Here is a 19,427-nt window from a genome sequence, read left to right as displayed (position 1 = left end):
CAGCTGTGCTTTGTCGTTGCTTTTCTTATATCCATTAGCGTCATCATGACCCATGAATGAGCTAATGATAGCAAAACTAACTACATTTCAATTCCATAAAATTGTTTTCACGGCATTCGTGTTAACTTCACAATTCCTGTTTTCTCAGACTCATAAAAAAGACAGTATTAAAGGAGAAGCTATAAAGACTGTCAATATTTACAAAAAGAATTTTAAAGAAATCATTCCTGCTCAGGTCTTACAAGGCGAAGAGCTTGAACGGCTCAACAGTCATTCTGTTGCTGATGCACTGAGATATTTTGCCGGAGTTCAGATTAAAGATTATGGCGGAATGGGTGGTTTGAAGACGGTCAATATCCGAAGTATGGGAAGTCAGCATGTAGGTGTTTTCTATGATGGAATCCAATTAGGTAATGCTCAGAACGGATTGGTAGACTTAGGAAGATATTCTTTGGATGATCTTGAAGAAATCTCATTGTACAACGGTCAGAAAAGTGAAATTTTCCAGCCTGCCAAAGATTTCGGGTCATCGGGATCTATTTATTTACAACCCAAAACACCAACATTCACCGGCGGTAAGAAAACCAATCTTCTGATCAGGGCAAAAAGTGCTTCCATTGATTTATTTAATCCTTCATTCCGTTTAGAACAAAAGATTTCCAAAAGAATTTCAGCAAGTTTTAGTGCAGAGTTTCTCCAGAGTGATGGAATTTATAAATATCGTTACGCTAAAAAATTTCCTGATGGACAACAGGCTTACGATACAATTGCTAAAAGACAGGATTCTGATATTCATGCAAAACGTTTTGAAACATCTATCAATGGAACTTTAAATAACGGAAGCTGGAATGTACGCGGGTATGGTTATATTTCAAACAGAGGTATTCCTGCTCCTATTGTTAATGGACGTTTTGGTGCCAGAGGAGCAAGAATGAGTGACGAAAACTACTTTGTACAGGCTAATTTCAGGAAAAAAATATTCCCAAAATTTGAAACGCAACTTAAAGCAAAATTTGCTTATGATTATACTTATTTTGCTGATACAGTCCGTTCCGAATATATCAAATATGCAGAGAATACCTATATACAGAAGGAAGCTTATCTTTCTTCCTCCAATTTATATTCAATCAATTCCAATTGGGATGTTAATCTAAGTGGGGATTTTCAGTATAACACTCTGAATGCAGATCTTCGGAATTTTTCTTACCCTACACGTTATACATCGATGGTTGCATTGGCCACAACCTATCAGTGGAACAGATTCAAATTTATGGGGAGTCTTCTTGGAACTTTTACATTTGAAGAGGTAAGAAAGAATAAAAGACCTGATGACAGGAGCGAATGGACCCCTGCGCTGTTTATAAGCTATCAACCTGTTAAAATTCCGGAGCTTACTTTCAGAGCTTTTTACAAAAAAGTATTCAGACTTCCTACTTTCAATGATTTGTACTATACCCGTCTTGGAAATACGTATTTGAAACCAGAGTTTACCCATCAGTATAATGTAGGTTTTACCTACCAGAAAAAAATTACCAATTCTTTTTTAAAGGCTTTTTATGTTAAAGCAGATGGGTATTATAATAGAGTAGAAGATAAAATTGTTGCAGTTCCCACTCAGGATATGTTCCGTTGGATGATGATGAATCTTGGAGTGGTTGAAATCATAGGAACAGATGTTAATCTACAGGCAGAAATGATGCTTGGAAGCTTGAAACTCCGTCCACAGCTTACTTATACCTATCAGCGTGCAAGGGATATTAGTAATCCAGGAAATGATATTGAACCCAGAGATACTTTTTATGGAAATCAGATCCCTTATACACCATGGCATAGCGGTTCTTTGAGCATGATGGCCGATTATAAAAGCTGGAGTTTCAATTACAGTATGATCTATGTAGGTGAGCGATATGATGGTCAACAGGATAATATTCAGTATAACTATGTTCAACCTTGGTATACTCATGATTTATCTGTTCAGAAAAAAATTAATATGGTGGGGCATCAGTTTAAGGTAGGTCTTGAAATGAATAATATTTTCAATCAATATTATGATGTAGTTCTTAATTATCCAATGCCAGGAAGAAATTTTAAACTCATTTTAAATTTTACTTTATGAGAAAACTAAATTTTTGTGTGCTACTTTTTGTATTGGTTTTTCTTGTTTCCTGCCGTACTGATGATATTATTGTTCGCCAGGAAGTGGTAGAGGGAATATCTCAGCCAGAAAACACAGCTATAAAAGGATTTTATATTTTGAATGAAGGAAATATGGGAAGTAATAAATGTACCCTGGACTTCTTCGATTATACAAAAGGAAACTACTACCGAAATATCTACGCAGAAATTAATCCAAACGTTGTTAAAGAGCTAGGAGATGTGGGAAATGATATTAAGATCTATGGAAGTAAACTTTATATTATTGTAAATGCTTCCAATAAAATAGAGGTTTTAGATGCTAGAACAGCTAAGCGTATCAAGTCAATTCCGTTGCAAAATTGCAGATATCTGACTTTTAAAGGAGATAAGGCCTACGCAAGCAGTTATGCCGGGCCCATAGATATTAATCCCAATGCTCCGAAAGGAAAAGTTGTGGAGATTGATACCACCTCTCTTTCCATACAGCGTCAGGCGACAGTAGGATATCAGCCTGAAGAAATGGAAATTATAGGAAATCAGCTGTTTGTTGCTAATTCAGGAGGGTATATGGATCCAAACTATGATAGAACCGTATCAGTAATAGACCTTACTACATTCGAAGAGATAAAGAAACTAGATGTTGCAATCAACCTCCATCGTCTTAAAAAAGATAATTATGGAGATCTATATGTCAGTTCACGTGGAAATTATTATGAAGTACCATCAAGTTTATATCTATTAGATGCTACTACAGGATTAGTGAAAAAGAATTTTCACATTGCTGTAAGTGAAATGACGATTGTTAATGATAAGCTATATTATTATGGTAACGAATTTAATTATAATACCCATACTTCCCAAAAAACATTTGGAATTATTGATGTGAAAACAGAGCAGATCATTTCCAATAAAATTTTTGATCAGGAATATGTAAACGCAATTAAAACGCCTTACGGTATTACTGTAAACCCTATTACAGAAGATATTTACATTACAGATGCACGAAACTATGTATCAATGGGATTCGTGTATTGCTTTGATAAAAACGGACACTTTAAATGGAAAACTGAAGGTGGAAATATTCCTGCCCATTTTGCTTTTTTATATAAATAATAAAACTGAGTAACATGAATAAACATATTGTAAATTATTTGAAAAAAGGAGTATTATCACTGGCTGTTATAGGTTTAGCTGCTTGTAAACATGATGATGAAGAGAATACAGCCTTTAATGGTTTGGTTGATTCCTATACCATAGAACGTTTTGAAGTATTAAATATTCCAGTCAATATTTCTGGAAATATTACTTGGAGTATCAATGATGTTGTTATTTCACAAAGTTCGGAGCTTGAATTTATCAGTCCTACTGTTGGTACTTATCCATTGACTCTTACCATAAAAAATAACGGAAAAGTAAATACATATCATTCAAAAATAATAGTAGAAAAAGAAACAGCAACCTATACCGGATATATTTCAAAAGTTTTAGAGTATCGTCCTGCTGTAGGACAATTTGTACATGACATACCTGAATATCTATCAGGAAATACGGCTAATGATATGCTTGAGAAGGCAAAAAAATCTCTGATTGGTCCTAATTCGTCTGAAATAACTCTTGGCGGATTTGGAGGTTATGTTGTTTTTGGCTTTGATCATACCATCCCAAATCTGGAAGGAAGAGACTTTAAAATACTTGGGAATGCATTTTTTGGAAATGCTGCTATTGACCCTCGTTCAGGCTCATGTGAACCCGGAATTATTATGGTTGCTTATGATAGGAATAAAAACGGAAAACCAGATGATAACGAATGGTATGAAATTGCCGGAAGCGAATATTTTAAAAATACAACTGTTAAAGATTACAGTATTACCTATTTCAAACCTGATGAAAATAAAACTCCTGTTCCTGGGAATCTAGGCTGGGATATTGATGTAGAATATATCAAATGGAAGGATAACCTGGGGAATACCGGGTTTAAGACAAAAAACATGTTCCATTTGCAAAGCTATTATCCTCTGTGGATTTCGGATGGTTCTTATACTTTTACCGGAACCAAACTTAAAGATAATTATTACGACCAAAGTGGAAACGGATCTTATTGGGTAGGAAAATCATATGAGTATGGATATGCAGATAATGCTCCAAATAAAGACGAGGCCTCTAATATAGATATTTCCTGGGCAGTTGACAGAAATGGCAAATACGTAAAACTCCCAGGTATTGATTTTGTGAAAGTCTATACAGGAATCAATCAGGAGGCAGGCAGAATTGGAGAGGTTTCAACAGAAGTTTCCGGTGCTTATGATTTACATTTTAATTAAAATTCAATCAACTATAAATTAATAAAAATGAAAAAGTTTTATCTTTTTACCTTGCTTTTTCTGTTCGCATTTTTCACAAATGCACAGGTAAAAGTACAGGGAGTTCTTAGGAATGATATTCCGGGAAAGTCAGCAAATCAACTGAAAGTGGCAGCTGCCCCATCAATCAGCTTTTCTGATATCAAGTATTGGGTAGGTACAGGCACAAACGAGGCAGCCTTTGTTGTACAATGGAATGATAGTAAAAATCCGGATGCTTTAGTTTGGGGATTCCGATGGAACGGAACCGCTACAGGAGCAGATATGATTAAAGCAATTGCTAAAGCAGATCAGAGATTCTTTACATTGCTTTATCAGGGCACACCTCAAGGAATGGCAGTGGGAGGATTTGGTTTTGATCTTGATGGGCAGAATCTTGCGGCTTTGTATTATAACGGAAATACATCCACACCGCTTCTTCCGGTAAATGGAATCGTAAACACTACAGCTTATAACTTTGATGCTTATAATGCAGTAGATGCTAATGACCACTGGCAGTCCGGATGGATGACTAACGGTTACTGGTCTTATTGGATTAAAGATCCTGCAAATGCTAATTTTGGATACTCAAGCGTAGGTTCTACTTCCCGTGTATTGAAAAATGGATCATGGGATGTATGGAATTTTAATCCTTCATTCAATACGGTTCCGGTTTCTTCAACAATGACACCTGTTACTCCTTATGTTTCATCTGTGGCTTTGACAGGTTTGGCAAATATGAAGACTGTAAATACAGTAGGGAACTACACCAACGGATTCTTTATTGTGAATGAAGAATGGTTCGGGCATACCAACGGATCTGTAAATTTTATTGACAATAACGGTTCGATCGATTATAGAGTATACAGCAATGCTAATAATAATCATGCTTTTGGGGCAACTACTCAATATGGGACTATTTATGGAGATAAATTCTATTTTGTTTCAAAGCAGGAAGCTGATGGAGGAGATACCCAATATATTCCAGGAGGAAGACTTGTTGTGGCTAATGCACAGACAATGCAAAAAATAGAATCGTTTGATAATATTGGTGGCGGTGATGGAAGATCATTTATCGGAGTGAATGAACATAAAGGATACATTGGTGCTTCTAATGGTATCTATTTATTTAATATTGATAATTTAACAGTAGGTAATGTAATACCAGGAACTGAAGGTGCTAACCTTTATAGTGAACAGATCGGAAACATGATCCGTACTTCAAAGCATGTTTTTGCTCTGAAGCAGCAAGTTGGGATTCTTGTGATTGATCCTAATACAGATACTGTAATCAATACTATTTCTGGGGATTTTCAGTCAATAGTACAGGCTAGGGATGGGAGTATCTGGGCAGTTCAGACAAATGCTCTTGTAAATATTAATCCTAAAACATTTACGACTCAATCTTACAGTATTCCAACTTCAACTTATGCTGATTCTTGGGGGGCCTGGAATGCAGGTAGCTTTGCTGCGAGCAACACAGAAAATACATTGTATTGGTTCAAAGCAGGAGCAATGTGGGGATTAGGAAGTCAGATTGTTAAATTTGATGTCACTACCAAAACTTTTAATGAATCCTTTATTACGATTCCACAGCAAACAGAAACTTATAAGCAGACTCCTTATGGTGCGGCATTACGTGTAAACCCAGTAACGGGAGAACTTATTGTAAACACTACAGAAACAGGAGGTCATTATCAAAAGAACTGGGTGCATATTTATGATGCAAATGGTAATCTTACTAATACGAAAACATTGATTGATTACTACTGGTTCCCTGCATTAACGGTATTCCCGGATAATACAGCTCCTGTTGTAAATAATACTTTGCCATCACAAGTTACTGTTACAGGTACTACTACAATTGATTTGAAAACAGTAGTTTCTGATGGAGATAATTTTAATGCTGCTATTGTAAAGGCAATCAAATCAAACAGCAATTCCTCTGTGGTTTCAGCTGTGATTAATGCTGATGATGAGCTGATATTAAAAGCTCTTGGAACAGGAACTGCAGATGTTGTAATCAGCTTCAATTCAAACGGTAAAGTTGTGGAGAAGACAATTACAATTACTAGCCAGGGAGCTACCTTAGCAACTTCAGAAGTTCAGAAATTAAATTTTGGTATTTATCCAAACCCGGCTACGGATGTAGTTTATATTAAAACTCAGGAAAAAGTGATAAATGTTTCTATTTATGATGCTTCAGGTAAGTTTATCAATACTCAGTTTAATAAGGGACAAGTAAATGTGAACATGTTACCAAAAGGAATATACATTCTAAAAGCAACAACTGATAAAGCTGTCTACCAGCAAAAACTGATTAAAAATTAATTTTAGCATAGCTAATTTTTGTTTCACTCTGACCCGGCCAGTATTTGGCTGGGTTTTTTATTAAAAAAAATCGAGTAATTATGGGAATTTATCATATAATAACACAGGCTAAAATGTAGATTTTATAACATATACGCCTGCTTAAATACTTATCTTTGCCTTAAATAAATAGTTCTTTAATATAATCTTACTCTTTATCAAGCAGAACAGGTTTTACATAATGTAAATTAATAGGGAATCGTGTTGAAATCACGAGCTGTCGCGCAACTGTAAGTAACATATAGATTTTTGTCCTCAGTATATCCACTGCACAAAGCGGGAAGGATGATGAAAATTGTTACAAGCCAGGAGACCTGCCTATTCTGAATTGACGATGCTTTCGCGATTTGAAGCCTTTAGTCATCTGGATACTATAAAAATTTTTATGTCATTTGTTCTTGATGTATTTTTATAGTTATACATATTTTCTATCCCTTCCTGTTGCATCTGTATCTAAAGAAACTTAGAACATAAATAAATTATAATATGGTAAAAAGAATTTTACTTCTTTTTCCTTTTGTTAATTTTTTTCATGCACAAACCTATCCTTATAAGGATGTTTTGTGGGAAAAAAGTATGGGAGGAAAACAGTCCGAGTATCTGTACAATGCTATTGCTACTCCGGATTATGGATTTTTATTACTGGGAAGCTCTGCTTCTGATAAAGTAAACGGAGATCAAAAAACAACTCAGGGAGATCTGGATTTTTTCATTTCAAAACTCAATGAAAATGGTACCGAAGAATGGAAGCAGCGTTTTGGTGGTGATAAAAATGATTTTCTGACTTCCGGAGCATTAACAAAAGATGGAGGGTACATTTTAGGTGGATTTTCTTATTCTTCTTTATCAGGAGATAAAAAAGAATCAGGATTTGGACTTGCAGATTATTGGATTCTTAAAATTAATGCAGAAGGAACTATCGAATGGCAGAAAACACTGGGGGGAGAAGGAAGTGAAGAGCTTACCTCTATTATTCAGACAAAAGATGGAGGATATTTGGTTGCTGGAATCTCTGATTCTGGAAAATCTGGAAATAAAACCTCTGAAAACAAAGGCGGAAAAGACTATTGGCTGCTTAAACTGGATTCCAAAGGAGAAATAAGTTGGGATAAAACATTTGGAGGGAGCAAAACCGAGGTTTTAAAATCTATTGTTGAGACAGAGCAAAATTATTTTATTCTGGGACATTCCAATTCTCCTGGTACAAATGGTAACATTAAAGGTTTTGAAGCTGAAATATTAAAGCTTAATAAAAAAGGTGATGTAGAAAAATCCTTCCGTTTCGGAGAAAATGAAACAACGCTTCTAAGTTCAGCTTATTTTGATGCTAGAAATCAGGTTTTTCATTTAGCGGTTATTTCCCAAAATATTCGAAAAAAAGAACTCATTGTATTACAAGTAGACAAAGATTTGAATACGATCTCTACCCTTAAAAAAGAGCTTAGCCAAAATCAGGATATCAATCACTTAATCTTTACCCGGGAGCAGGAATATTTATTGGCAGGTAGTGAATTAAAAAATGTAAAGGACAGACATTCAAATCAAAGATCTGTTTCCAATTATCAGACGATGATTATTGATCGTAAAGGAGAAATGAAGTGGGAAAAAGAACTGAAAACAGATTATTTCAGTTATCTGCAGACTGCACTTGAAACCAGAGACGGATCTGTAGTATTAGTGGGTAACTCAAATTCGGATGCCCAAGGTGATAAAAAAGCAAAAGCTTATGGGCAACAGGATTATTGGGTTATTAAATTAGGCAGAAAAGAAGGAAGCACACCTAAAGTTTTCATTGAGGCCTATCCGAATCCTACTACTGATTTTGTTAATATAGTAGTAAATGCTGACTTTAAAAAAGCAAGTGGAAAGGTAATTAATATGGCAGGACAGCTGGTAAAAGAATTTCCTGTTCCATATCGCACTACTCCAGTAGATTTGAAAAACTATCCTACAGGAATCTATATTATAACACTACAGGTTGATGAAACTCAACATTCTATTAAAATATTTAAAAAATAACAATGAAACTCAAGTTATATATTTTTATTATATCTATATTAATTAGTTTAAAGATAGATGGTCAGGCTTATTGGGGGAAAACCAACGATTTAAGAAATATGCCATGGAATAATACGGTAATTAATAATGCGAATATTTCAGGGTTTATTAAATCTAAAGGAGAGAGCTCTATTAATCACGCGTTTGGAAGTTTTAATTTGAATATCCCGATTTATAGTATAGATGAAAAAATCGGAATATCCTTGGCATATAGTCCATCTATAGTTAAGCCTAATGAACATCCTACAGAAACTGGTCTTGGCTGGAATTTAATTGCAGGAGGGGCCATTGTCCGGGAGCAAAAACTTATGGTTGATGAAATATATGTTAAACTTCCTAGTGGATCAGGACATTATGGAGGTTTCTTTCGTCGCGGACCGTTTTTTACTTCTGGCCAAGGCGCTTGGGGGTCGGAGGTAACGGCATATAGGTGGGGGGTTCATGATGCTTGGGAATCTCCGGATATTTTTCATTTTAATTTTCTAGGATACAGTGGATCTTTTATGATCGACGAAAACGGAAAATGGAATGTAACATCAGATTCAGATTTTAAGATTGAACATGTTGTTGATAAATTTCAAAATTTACCCCTTTTTAATGACTTAGGAAATTATGATACATTAACAAGATTTAAATTAACCGCAGCGGACGGAACTGTTTTTATTTTTGGAGGGGATCAGTCTTCTATAGATTATATTGCCAATAATAGTGTTCGAGAACCACTTGGTTTTCCAGTTTCAGCAACAAAATGGTACTTAACACAAATTAAATTTCCAGACGGGAATATAATAGATTTTAATTATAAAAGAACTGATCCACAACTTAAGATAAACATTATTTTTGAATATCTTTCTAAGTATCATAAAAAAGCAATTCCTTGGTTTTCTAATGTATCTGTTGCATATCCTACTTATATAAATAGCATAAAAAAGAATAATATTGAATTAGTCTCTTTTTATTATAAAAATTCTGTTCAGAAAAAATATTGGGACTCTGTTATTCCTAATTTTCCTGAAGGATATCCTTGGGCAGATCTATCCAAAATGAATTTAAGAAACTACGAATGGAAAACTTGGTTTTTAATTAACTCTTATGATGATATTAAATGGAATCAGTTGGATAAGATAACTATTCAGCCATTAAAAATTGATTATATATTTAATTATACTAATAATCTGAATGAAAGATTAAAACTTCTTGGCATCACAAAAAAATATAATTCATCCTCTCAAAATATAGCTGTAAAAGATGAGAACTATACATTAGCATATAATTCTAAGTTACTTCCAGAATACTGGGATGGGCATGGAGATCATTTGGGGTATAATAATGGTAAAAGCTATAATTTTGTATTTTCAAACAATATTTTAATCAATAGGTCTGTCTCAGAAGCTGCAAGTATTTATGAAACATCAAGAGCGCCAGATACAACAGGTGAATTTTTATATGCAGAATTACTGACTTCTGTAAAATATCCTAATGGTGAGGTTACAAAATACGAATATGAACCTCATTCGGTATCCCATACCATAGCATTAGGTGGTGGAATACACCCAAATTCCCCCATTGCTTATTCTAATCCGGGAGGATTTAGGCTTAAAAGTATTTCTTACTATGATAATGATATATTTATTAAGAAAAAAAGCTTAAAATATCAAAAATTTTACAGTAAGGATTATCCCAATTACCTTAGTTCTGGAATTATGTCTTCCTTACCTCGATATTATGAAGATTTAAAGCTGACAGATATTGTTAAAACTCAATATTACAATGCTCCCCTAAGTATATTTACTTCAAATGGCCTTCATCAAGGCTCAAATACTAATGGAAATTATGTACTTTATTCTAAAGTATATGAAGTTGATGAAAGTGTAAATGGTGAAAATATGGGGTACACCCAGTTGCAGTTTTCAAATTATGATTTTGATAGATGGGGGGAATCACATATAGATGAACTTGCAATAGGAATACTTAATACTTCATATCACCCAGATACACCTCTTCGTGAATCTTTTGGAAGGAAAAATGACAGTTACTATAATCCAATCACTTCGAACCAGATTCAAAGAGGAAAACTACTTGAAAGGAAGGTATACAATAGTAATGGAGAGCTTTTGAAGGAAAATAATTATAGATACAAAAAAATTGGAGACTCTTATACTAAACAGTTCGCGCTTTTTAGAACATCCGATACAAGGGGGCAGGAGAATGAATGGATGGCTTTTCAAACCTTTCTTTTAGGTGGGTTTTATAAAGGATATAATTATAAATATTTATTAGGAGAAGAGAATGAGATAAATTATTTCGAAAACGATAAAAGTGTCTCCACAAAGAAAACATATACTTATAGTCCAAACTATCCAAATAACTTAATGTCTACAAAACAGGAGACTAATACAGGTGAAGTTTCTACAGATTATAAATATGCTGTTGATCAGAATAACCAGGCTATGATCGATAACAATATGATTAAAATTCCTTTGGTACAGGAAACAAAAAAAGATAATCAGTTAACTTATAAGCACGAAGTTATCTATGGTAAAGACGAATCTACCAATAACCTGTTGCTTCCAAAAGAGATTCATTATTTCGATAAGAATAATGTTGTGAGTGATAAAGCTTTTATTGATTTATATGATAATAAGGGGAATATTGTTCAATACAGAGAAAGCGAGTATGGATTACCTATTACAGTAATTTGGGGATATAATAAAGTTCATCCTATTATGAAAATTGAAGGAGCTACCTATGAACAGGTTAAAGACTGGGTAGAAAGTTCTCTTATTATATCAAATGAGTTGGCAAAAGTTTATCATCCTCAATATCACAAAATGTTGGTAGATGATTTAAAAGGAATGCCCAATAAACCTTCTTTGAAACAGTTTAGAATAACGGGATTTACTTATGACTATTTAGCTGGAGTAACAAGCGTGATTGAACCTAATGGTACAGTTAAGACGTATGAATATGATAAAGCAAACCGATTAGTCAATATATTTAATAACAACGCAGAATTACTTAAAAATTTTAAGTATAACTATAAAAATTAATCTCTGAATGTTATGAAAAATATCTATAAAACACCCATCTGTTTTGCTGTTTATCTATCAGGGATAACGTACCTATCAGCACAAACAAATACTGAAAACTATATAAAAACCACAGAATGTCTTACCGAAGATTGTGACCAAAAAAAAGAAAGCATCATGTATTATGATGCCTTAGGAAATCAAAAAGCATCTGTACTTATTGGTGGAGGGAGCACCCCCAATCAGAGTTTAGCTACAAAATTTGAATTGGATGCTTTTGGAAGACCATTCAAGACACATTTACCGGGAATAGTAGGCACAGGAGCTAATTTGCCAACAGCGGTAGATTATACAATTTATCCTGAAAATTTTACCTACTATGAAAACAAGCTGGAAAGTTCCCCTTTAAATAGACTTCTTTTAAAAGCAGCTCCGGGAGATGACTGGAAATTAGGAAGCGGACATGAAGTAAAATATAAATATGATGCTAATGCGGCCAATGAAGTGAGAATGTTTAAAGTGACTACACAATATACTTCAGCCACTAAAATATATGAACCTTCATTAATTAATAATTACAATGGAGCCAGTTTTTATGAGGCTAATACATTGTATAAAACCTCTGTAACAGATGAAGATAATAAAATAAGTTATGATTTTAAAGATAAAGAAGGGAAGCTTATTTTAAAACGAAAAATTTCAGAAGGTATGAGTTATGATACATATTATATCTATGATATATATGGAAATCTAACTTATGTTTTGCCACCTAAACTATCAGAAATAGCAGAGAATCAAGCCTTACTTATTGAAAGTATGAATGAGCTCGGTTATCAATATAAATATGACAGTAAAAATAGGCTTGTTGAAAAAAGGATACCAGGAAAAGATTGGGAATGTACTGTTTACGATAATCAAGACCGTGTGGTAGGAGTGCAGAATAATAAGCTTCGTATTAATCAGCAATGGCTTTTTACTAAGTACGACAAATATGGACGGGCTGTCATCAAAGGAATTATAACAAACGGAGGTTCAAGATCCGTTGTGCAATCCGAAATATCCAATATGGGTAGTAATAATGTTGAGCGATCTGATATAGGATACACTCAGGACAATGTTAAAATTTATTACACCTCCAATGGTTTTGGAGGAGAAGGTTCTGTTGTATCTGCTAATTATTATGATGATTATCCACTTACTGTTCCAGGGGGAATTCCTACCGATATTCAACAGCAAGGAGTGGCTTCAGGAAATACACTTAAAGACTTTCTTACCCAAAGTATGATAAGAGAAATTGGAACTTCCAATTTTAAGTTTAAACATATTTTTTATCATAATAAAAGATTTCTTCCTATTCGTGATTATGATTTGAATACGTTGGGAGGATATACAATGATTGATACAAAGCTTGACTTTAAGGGGAAAGCAAATTATGTTATTACAAAGCATAAAAAAAATAATTCGGATACGGAGATTATTATCAATGAAAAATTTACATACGATCACTATGAAAGACTTATAGAACATACTCATCAGATTAATAATAATCCGAAAGAATATTTAGTTCGTAAAAAGTATGATGCATTAGGACGTTTATCTGAAGACCAAGTTGGTAATTCTCTTCCACAACCACTTCAGAGAGTTAAGTATAGCTATAATATCAGAGGGTGGCTCTCTGGTGTTAATAATATTGATGACGGAAATTCCGGAGGCAGTCTTTATGAAGATTTGTTTTCTTACAAATTAATGTATAATAAGGATGGATATGGTACAAATCATTATAATGGGAATGTAGCATCTACAGTTTGGAGGTTTTCAAATGACAACATTATGAGAGGTTATATGTATGAATATGATAACATTAACCGTCTAAGAGATGCAATTTCTTTTAATCTTTCATTTGGTTTTAATCATGCTTATAATGAACAGATAAAAGATTATGATAAAAATGGAAATATTACAGGTATTATTAGGACAGGAGATTATGAAGTTAAAAATGTGAATTTAATTGATGATCTAACTTATGTATATAAGCCTAATTCAAATAAGCTATTAAAAGTTATAGATGAAAGTAATCAATCAGGAGGGTTTTCGGATCGAACTAATACTGGTGATGATTATGACTATGATGATGACGGAAACCTTACTAAGGATCTTAATAAAGGAATTACAAAAATTATTTATAATTATTTAAATTTACCTTCAGAAGTTGTTTGGAATACTACCAAAAAGGTAATTTATAGCTATGATGCGGATGGTATGAAGATAAGTAAGAAAGTTATTGAAGGAAATAACGTTTCTGAGACTTTATATCTTGATGGTTTTCAGTATAAAAATAATGTATTGCAGTTTTTTCCAACAGCTAAAGGATATGTTAATGTAAATAACGGGAATACGTTTAACTATGTTTACAATTATGAAGATTATTTAGGAAATGTAAGATTAAGCTACCAAAAGGAAGCAGATGGGTCTTTAAAAGTTCTTGAAATGAATAATTATTATCCTTTTGGACTAAAGCACAAAGGATATAATGATCTTGCTCTAGGAAATCCAAACTATCAGTATAAATTTGGAGGAAAAGAGCTTCAGGAAGATGGAACGTATGATTTTGGTGCAAGGCTTTATATGCCTGATCTGGGAAGATGGGGTGTTATAGATCCAAGAAGCCAATATACTCATGAAGCCTATAGCTATGTATGGAACAACCCGTTGTCGTTTGCAGACCCAACTGGGATGATAGGCGAATTGTCAGATTGGATTAAAGATGGAAATGGAAATTACAAATGGGATCCAAATGTGACTGGTCCAGGAAATACTCCTGATGGATGGAGCTATGTTGGAAAAACAGGGCATTACAGAATTGATGGAGCTACAGTATATCTTACAGAAGGAGGGGGAAGATTTACAGACATAGATGATATTGGGCTTACTGGGTCAAAATATGCTCCATGGTTAGCTGCTGGTGTAGCAACATCTGAAATTGGAATAGGGGAGGCTATTTTTGCAGCTATAGCTGCTTGGATTCTCATTGATAAAGTAGCAATGCCTATTTATCAAGGGATACAAATTGATCCGATGATGCATTCTTCCTCAACAATGAATTCTGAATCAGACACAGGAGATAATAAAGATGTAAATGGAGAGGATGTTCCTCAGGAAAGAAAAGGTGGTGGTAAAAATGGACAACATAAAAATCAAAAAGCCAAACAAAGTGCAGAGCAAGAATATGAACAAGCTCTTGGTGAATATAACCGTTTGAAAAGTAAACCTAATAAAACACCACAAGACAAAAAAGATCTTAAAAAGGCTGAGAATCAGAAGAATCATTGGAAAAAGAAAGCTGATGAAACAGGAGAGAATCATTCACAAAAAGCAAAAGGAAGTAATTAATGGAAAGATTGTATACAATAATAGTAGATTATAAAGGAGGTACCTATGTATCCCAATATAATTCGTTAGATATTTTGGATCTAAAAAATAAATGGTTAAATATCGAATTACCCAAATTGAAAGATATTGCAGGTTTTTCGCCTAATGAAATTAATCTGATCAAAGAAAAACTAATGGATGAAAAAGAAATTTGTTTTGAAGGGCTGTCCAATGTTTGGAACAATGATTTAGGATTTATCTCTGAAGACTATTTCTCATTTATTATAGTAGCTACTTTAAAAGAATAGTTTAATTAAATCTTTCATAAAAATTCATAAATAATTCAATTGAATTTGTTGAATATTGCAAACTGCTTCACAAGATTGGAGCAGTTTTTTAATTTTAACTGTTTTGCAAAAAAAAAATTTACTTGTTCAAACAATGGTTTTTAATTTTTTTTAAAAAAACTCATTGAGAATTTGCTATAAAGATATAATGCTTGTATCCTTTCAGTTATTGAGGTTGTAGAATGCATGTAGAGTGTCTGGAGTACGATGGATATTACAACTGTTGTATCTAAGGCGTAGGTGTATTTTTGGAGGTTGGGGGAGTGGAAATATACTTTTGCCTCAAAATCAAACCAAATGAAAAACAGGAAAAATTATTTATTACCCTTGATATTCTTCGTGAATATTTTATTCTCTCAGGTAGGTATAGGCACGGCCAACCCCAGGGGTGCGTTAGACATCAATAAAGAAACCACCAATAATATGGGGTTGGTTCTTCCTACCAATGCAGATCCTAAAAACATGATTAATCCTAAAGGTGGTGATGTTGCTATAGGAACAATTATGTACGATTCCACATTAAGTTGTGTAAGAGTATTCAAAACTACAGGATGGTCCAATTGTCTTTGTGACCAATGTGGACCTACACCCGGACCCACTTTTGCTTTAGATTGTTCCAGTGGCTCCCTTAGTGGAACTTTCACAGCAGGGACTCAGGCAAATGGGACAAAAATAATTAATTATACCAACGCTACAGGACAAGCCTATGCTGCAATATCTGCTGCTTCGTCAGGAGTTTCAGGCCTTACAGCTTCAGCGAATGCTGGAACCCTGGTCAATGGAAGTGGAAACATTTCTCTCAACATAACAGGAAACCCCTCTACATCAGGAACGGCATTATTTACCATCAATATTGCAGGCCAATCCTATAGTTTTTCTGTGAATGTAAGCGCTGGAGTGATTCCCAAGAGAATGATCTTATCCTTAGGAGGAGGAATGTATACCCCCAATCCGGGAATACCACAGCACCTACATCAATATTACAGTCATTAGCCAACTTTGGCCCTACGGGAACCGTTCAATCCCAAGGGTTTGATATTAAATCTGTAGGCACAGCACAGGGAAATCTTGCGACTAATCTTGCAACTTACAATCCATATATGATTATTTTCACCTGGGATTATACTTCCAATGCTGCAGATGCTGTTGCGCTGAAAAATTATCTTGACAAAGGAGGTCGAGCGATGATTTTCCTGCAACAGGCACAGCCTAATCAACTACTAAACCAGATATACGGAGGTACAACCTCTAATAATGCTGCTACAGGAACTGGTCTTGTTAAATCCATTGCTAATTTTAGCCATCCTATTCTTAATGGCCCATTTGGGGATGCGAGAGGAAAACTCGTAGGAGATGACAATGATGACTCTAGCTCTTATACCAATGCTAATATTAACAGTTCTAATGTAGATATTTTATCTACAAACAATGGCCAGGTAGTTGGTTTTGTTCATAAAACATACAAGCTGTTCTTCTGGGGTGATGGTGGATTTCCTCTTGGCTTAGCCGATAATACTTCTACAGTATCATATCCGGCTGGGGTAGATGCATCCGGTAAACCCATCCCCAAAAATAATTTTGGTACTGGAACTTCTGCTTCATCTATAGTTTATAACAGTATTTTGTATGCCAATGCAGTGGCTTGGATGATGCAGTAAATAGAAAATCAAAGACTTCTATTCTTATTCATATGGGGGTATTCATCAAAATTTAATTGATAATTTTAAGAATAGATATAAAATAAAACGGCAGGCTTGGAAAAGCCTGCCGTTTTTTGGCAATGTTTAATTGTTTATTTAAGTAAAACCTTACTTGAATGCGTTTTCCCATCCTTAGTCTGAAGTTTTATAATATAAAGTCCTTCAGGTTGGTTGGTTTCAAATGTATTTGAATTTAATTTAGTACGGAATACCTCTTTTCCGGAAGTGTTGATAAGAGTAACCTCGGAACCTTCTACTTTTAAATTTTTATCCAGAGTTACCTGTCCGTTTTCACCATGAGCCATAAAGCTGATGAAAGGATCTCTATACTGGTATCCATAATATACCCTAAGCTCTCCTCCTAAACTAAGTAATCCTCCATTTACATTGATCTTGATACGATCATAAGGCTTGTTCATCGTAAGTTCAATTTCCCCTTTGCTTGGATCTGTTCCCCCAAGTATTAAAATGTCATTGTTTAGGTTTTGATAATCATTGTTGGAAACATCTCCATTGAATGTCTCAATAGATACCCCTCCCAATACCTGTGCACTTAGAGGAGTTCCGTTAGAACCAATACCAATAACCAATTTATTCGTATAAGTACTGTTAGGGAAAATCAATGTTTGTTCGGTGCGTGCCAGCAAACCGATGGATACCTGTAGAACAGAATAATCATTTTCATTAGGACCAATGGCATTCAGAGGGTTTAGGACTCCACAGCCTATACATACTCCATATACCTGATTGTTTTGAGCATTTGCATAATATTTTACAATTTGAGCAAATGACAGGTTGCTTGCCAGAAACAATAAAGAAGCAAAAACGACAGTCTTAATACTGCGTGGACTCAATAATAAATTAGTTTTCATATATTAAAAATTTTGATTTTTTAGTTTTGTGTAAATTTATAAATAAAATGATTATGTTAATTATTTTATTTCATTTTTTTGTGATGTAGTTATAAATCACTTTTTATAATCTGTTTTTTTTAATTATAAAATAATAACATTTAATTTTCTTGATTCATAAAAAAACGACAGCCCTTTTAAAGACTGCCGTTTGTGATTCATCATTTATTTAATAATGATTTTCTTAGAATATGTTTTTCCTTCTTGAGTTTGAAGAGTCATAATGTAAACTCCTCCGGGCTGATTAGAGTCAAATGTATTGCCTTTAAGCTTTGAGCGGTAAACTTCTTTTCCTGAAGTATTGGTTAATGCAACTTCAGAACCTTCTACAATAACATTACCACTTAAGGTAACCTGCCCGCTTTGGCTATGGGCCATTAGTTGTATTAATGGATCCTGGTAAGCGTAGTAAATTCTAAAACCTCCACCAAGACTGAGTACCCCTCCCGTTAAACCAATTCTTATTCCGTCATAAGGTTTTGCCGGCTTAAATTCTATCGTACCTCTGTTAGGCGTAGCTCCCAGTTTTAGAAGGCTTATGTCAATGGTTCTGCGGTCTTCATTAGAAGTTCCCCCATTCATGGTTTCAAGGGTTACACCGCTTAATAGCTGTACGGATAAAGGAATATTATCTGTTCCGATTCCTACAACAAGTCTTGTGTCGGCTCTAAGATCCGGGAAGATTAATGTTTGCTGGATTCCTCCTAGCAATGCAGTTCCTAATATCATTGTGGAATAATCATCTTCATTGCCTCCTACAGCATTCATTGGATTATCTACACGACATCCTAAGCATGCTACACCAAATACACCAGAACTTTGTGCGTGAGCATAAATTCTATTCTGAGCAAATGAAAATTGGGCTGAGAATAAACATAACACCATTAAGGCACCTTGAAAAGAGAATTTATTTCTCAAAAGTAAATTAAATTTCATATTATTAATTTTTAGATGAATAGTTTTAGTCAAATTTAAGGATTAAAAGAAGAAGCAAAAAATAATATTTCCTTTTTTGGTGATATTTTTAATAAAATTTAATATAGCTCAGTATAATTAAGCTTGAGAGCTGTATCTTATAAGGAGGGTGTTAAAGATTTTGAGATAATAAATAGATCCTGATAGAGAGGAGGAGGGGAGAGTTGTATAGAAACAAAAAAGAAGGACTTTC

12 protein-coding genes and 1 riboswitch are annotated in these 19,427 nt (G+C 34.1%); of the genes, 10 read left to right on the top strand and 2 right to left on the bottom strand.

Features of this window, described 5'->3' with window-relative positions:
- The first annotated feature begins 64 nt into the window (after positions 1-64).
- The 10 genes from NBX25_RS11520 (at position 65) to NBX25_RS11475 (ending at position 17,306) form a co-directional block, all read left to right on the top strand.
- Positions 65-2,116, top strand: coding sequence for a TonB-dependent receptor plug domain-containing protein (locus tag NBX25_RS11520; protein WP_250253700.1), 2,052 nt, complete (start codon positions 65-67; stop codon positions 2,114-2,116).
- Positions 2,113-3,249 carry a YncE family protein gene (locus tag NBX25_RS11515; RefSeq protein ID WP_250253699.1) on the top strand — a complete coding sequence of 379 codons (1,137 nt, stop codon included), beginning with the start codon at positions 2,113-2,115 and terminating at the stop codon, positions 3,247-3,249. The genes NBX25_RS11520 and NBX25_RS11515 overlap by 4 nt, the downstream gene beginning before the upstream one ends.
- Positions 3,250-3,263: 14 nt before the next feature.
- Positions 3,264-4,457: a cell surface protein gene (locus tag NBX25_RS11510; RefSeq protein ID WP_250253698.1), complete on the top strand. Its 1,194-nt coding sequence runs from the start codon at positions 3,264-3,266 to the stop codon at positions 4,455-4,457.
- Positions 4,458-4,484: 27 nt separating this feature from the next.
- Positions 4,485-6,806: a DUF5074 domain-containing protein gene (locus NBX25_RS11505; RefSeq protein WP_250253697.1), complete on the top strand. Its 2,322-nt coding sequence runs from the start codon at positions 4,485-4,487 to the stop codon at positions 6,804-6,806.
- Between the two features lie 191 nt (positions 6,807-6,997).
- A riboswitch (cobalamin riboswitch) is annotated at positions 6,998-7,181 on the top strand.
- Between the two features lie 150 nt (positions 7,182-7,331).
- Positions 7,332-8,864 (top strand): T9SS type A sorting domain-containing protein, encoded by a 1,533-nt coding sequence (locus NBX25_RS11500; RefSeq protein ID WP_250253696.1) that lies wholly within the window; start codon positions 7,332-7,334, stop codon positions 8,862-8,864.
- A 2-nt stretch (positions 8,865-8,866) separates the two neighbouring features.
- On the top strand, positions 8,867-11,953 hold the full coding sequence (locus NBX25_RS11495) for a hypothetical protein (protein ID WP_250253695.1): 3,087 nt from the start codon (positions 8,867-8,869) through the stop codon (positions 11,951-11,953).
- 12 nt (positions 11,954-11,965) lie between these two features.
- Positions 11,966-15,322, top strand: a complete 3,357-nt coding sequence (locus tag NBX25_RS11490; RefSeq protein ID WP_250253694.1) for a DUF6443 domain-containing protein — start codon at positions 11,966-11,968, stop codon at positions 15,320-15,322.
- Positions 15,322-15,609: a hypothetical protein gene (locus NBX25_RS11485; protein WP_250253693.1), complete on the top strand. Its 288-nt coding sequence runs from the start codon at positions 15,322-15,324 to the stop codon at positions 15,607-15,609. The genes NBX25_RS11490 and NBX25_RS11485 overlap by 1 nt, the downstream gene beginning before the upstream one ends.
- 336 nt (positions 15,610-15,945) lie before the next feature.
- On the top strand, positions 15,946-16,641 hold the full coding sequence (locus tag NBX25_RS11480; RefSeq protein ID WP_250253692.1) for a hypothetical protein: 696 nt from the start codon (positions 15,946-15,948) through the stop codon (positions 16,639-16,641).
- Positions 16,642-16,748: 107 nt separating this feature from the next.
- A complete protein-coding gene (locus NBX25_RS11475; RefSeq protein ID WP_250253691.1) occupies positions 16,749-17,306 on the top strand; it encodes a hypothetical protein in 558 nt (185 codons plus the stop codon).
- A gap of 134 nt (positions 17,307-17,440) precedes the next feature.
- On the opposite strand, the gene NBX25_RS11470 is transcribed toward NBX25_RS11475, so the two are convergent.
- Positions 17,441-18,220, bottom strand: a complete 780-nt coding sequence (locus NBX25_RS11470; protein ID WP_250253690.1) for a T9SS type A sorting domain-containing protein — start codon at positions 18,218-18,220, stop codon at positions 17,441-17,443.
- Between the two features lie 204 nt (positions 18,221-18,424).
- Positions 18,425-19,195: a T9SS type A sorting domain-containing protein gene (locus NBX25_RS11465; RefSeq protein WP_250253689.1), complete on the bottom strand. Its 771-nt coding sequence runs from the start codon at positions 19,193-19,195 to the stop codon at positions 18,425-18,427.
- Between the last annotated feature and the right edge of the window lie 232 nt (positions 19,196-19,427).

Source organism: Chryseobacterium sp. Marseille-Q3244, from assembly GCF_940807095.1.
In the GTDB taxonomy this organism is placed as follows: domain Bacteria; phylum Bacteroidota; class Bacteroidia; order Flavobacteriales; family Weeksellaceae; genus Chryseobacterium.
Note: the sequence above shows the minus strand (reverse complement) of the source record. Positions and strands in the feature narration are given on the sequence as shown.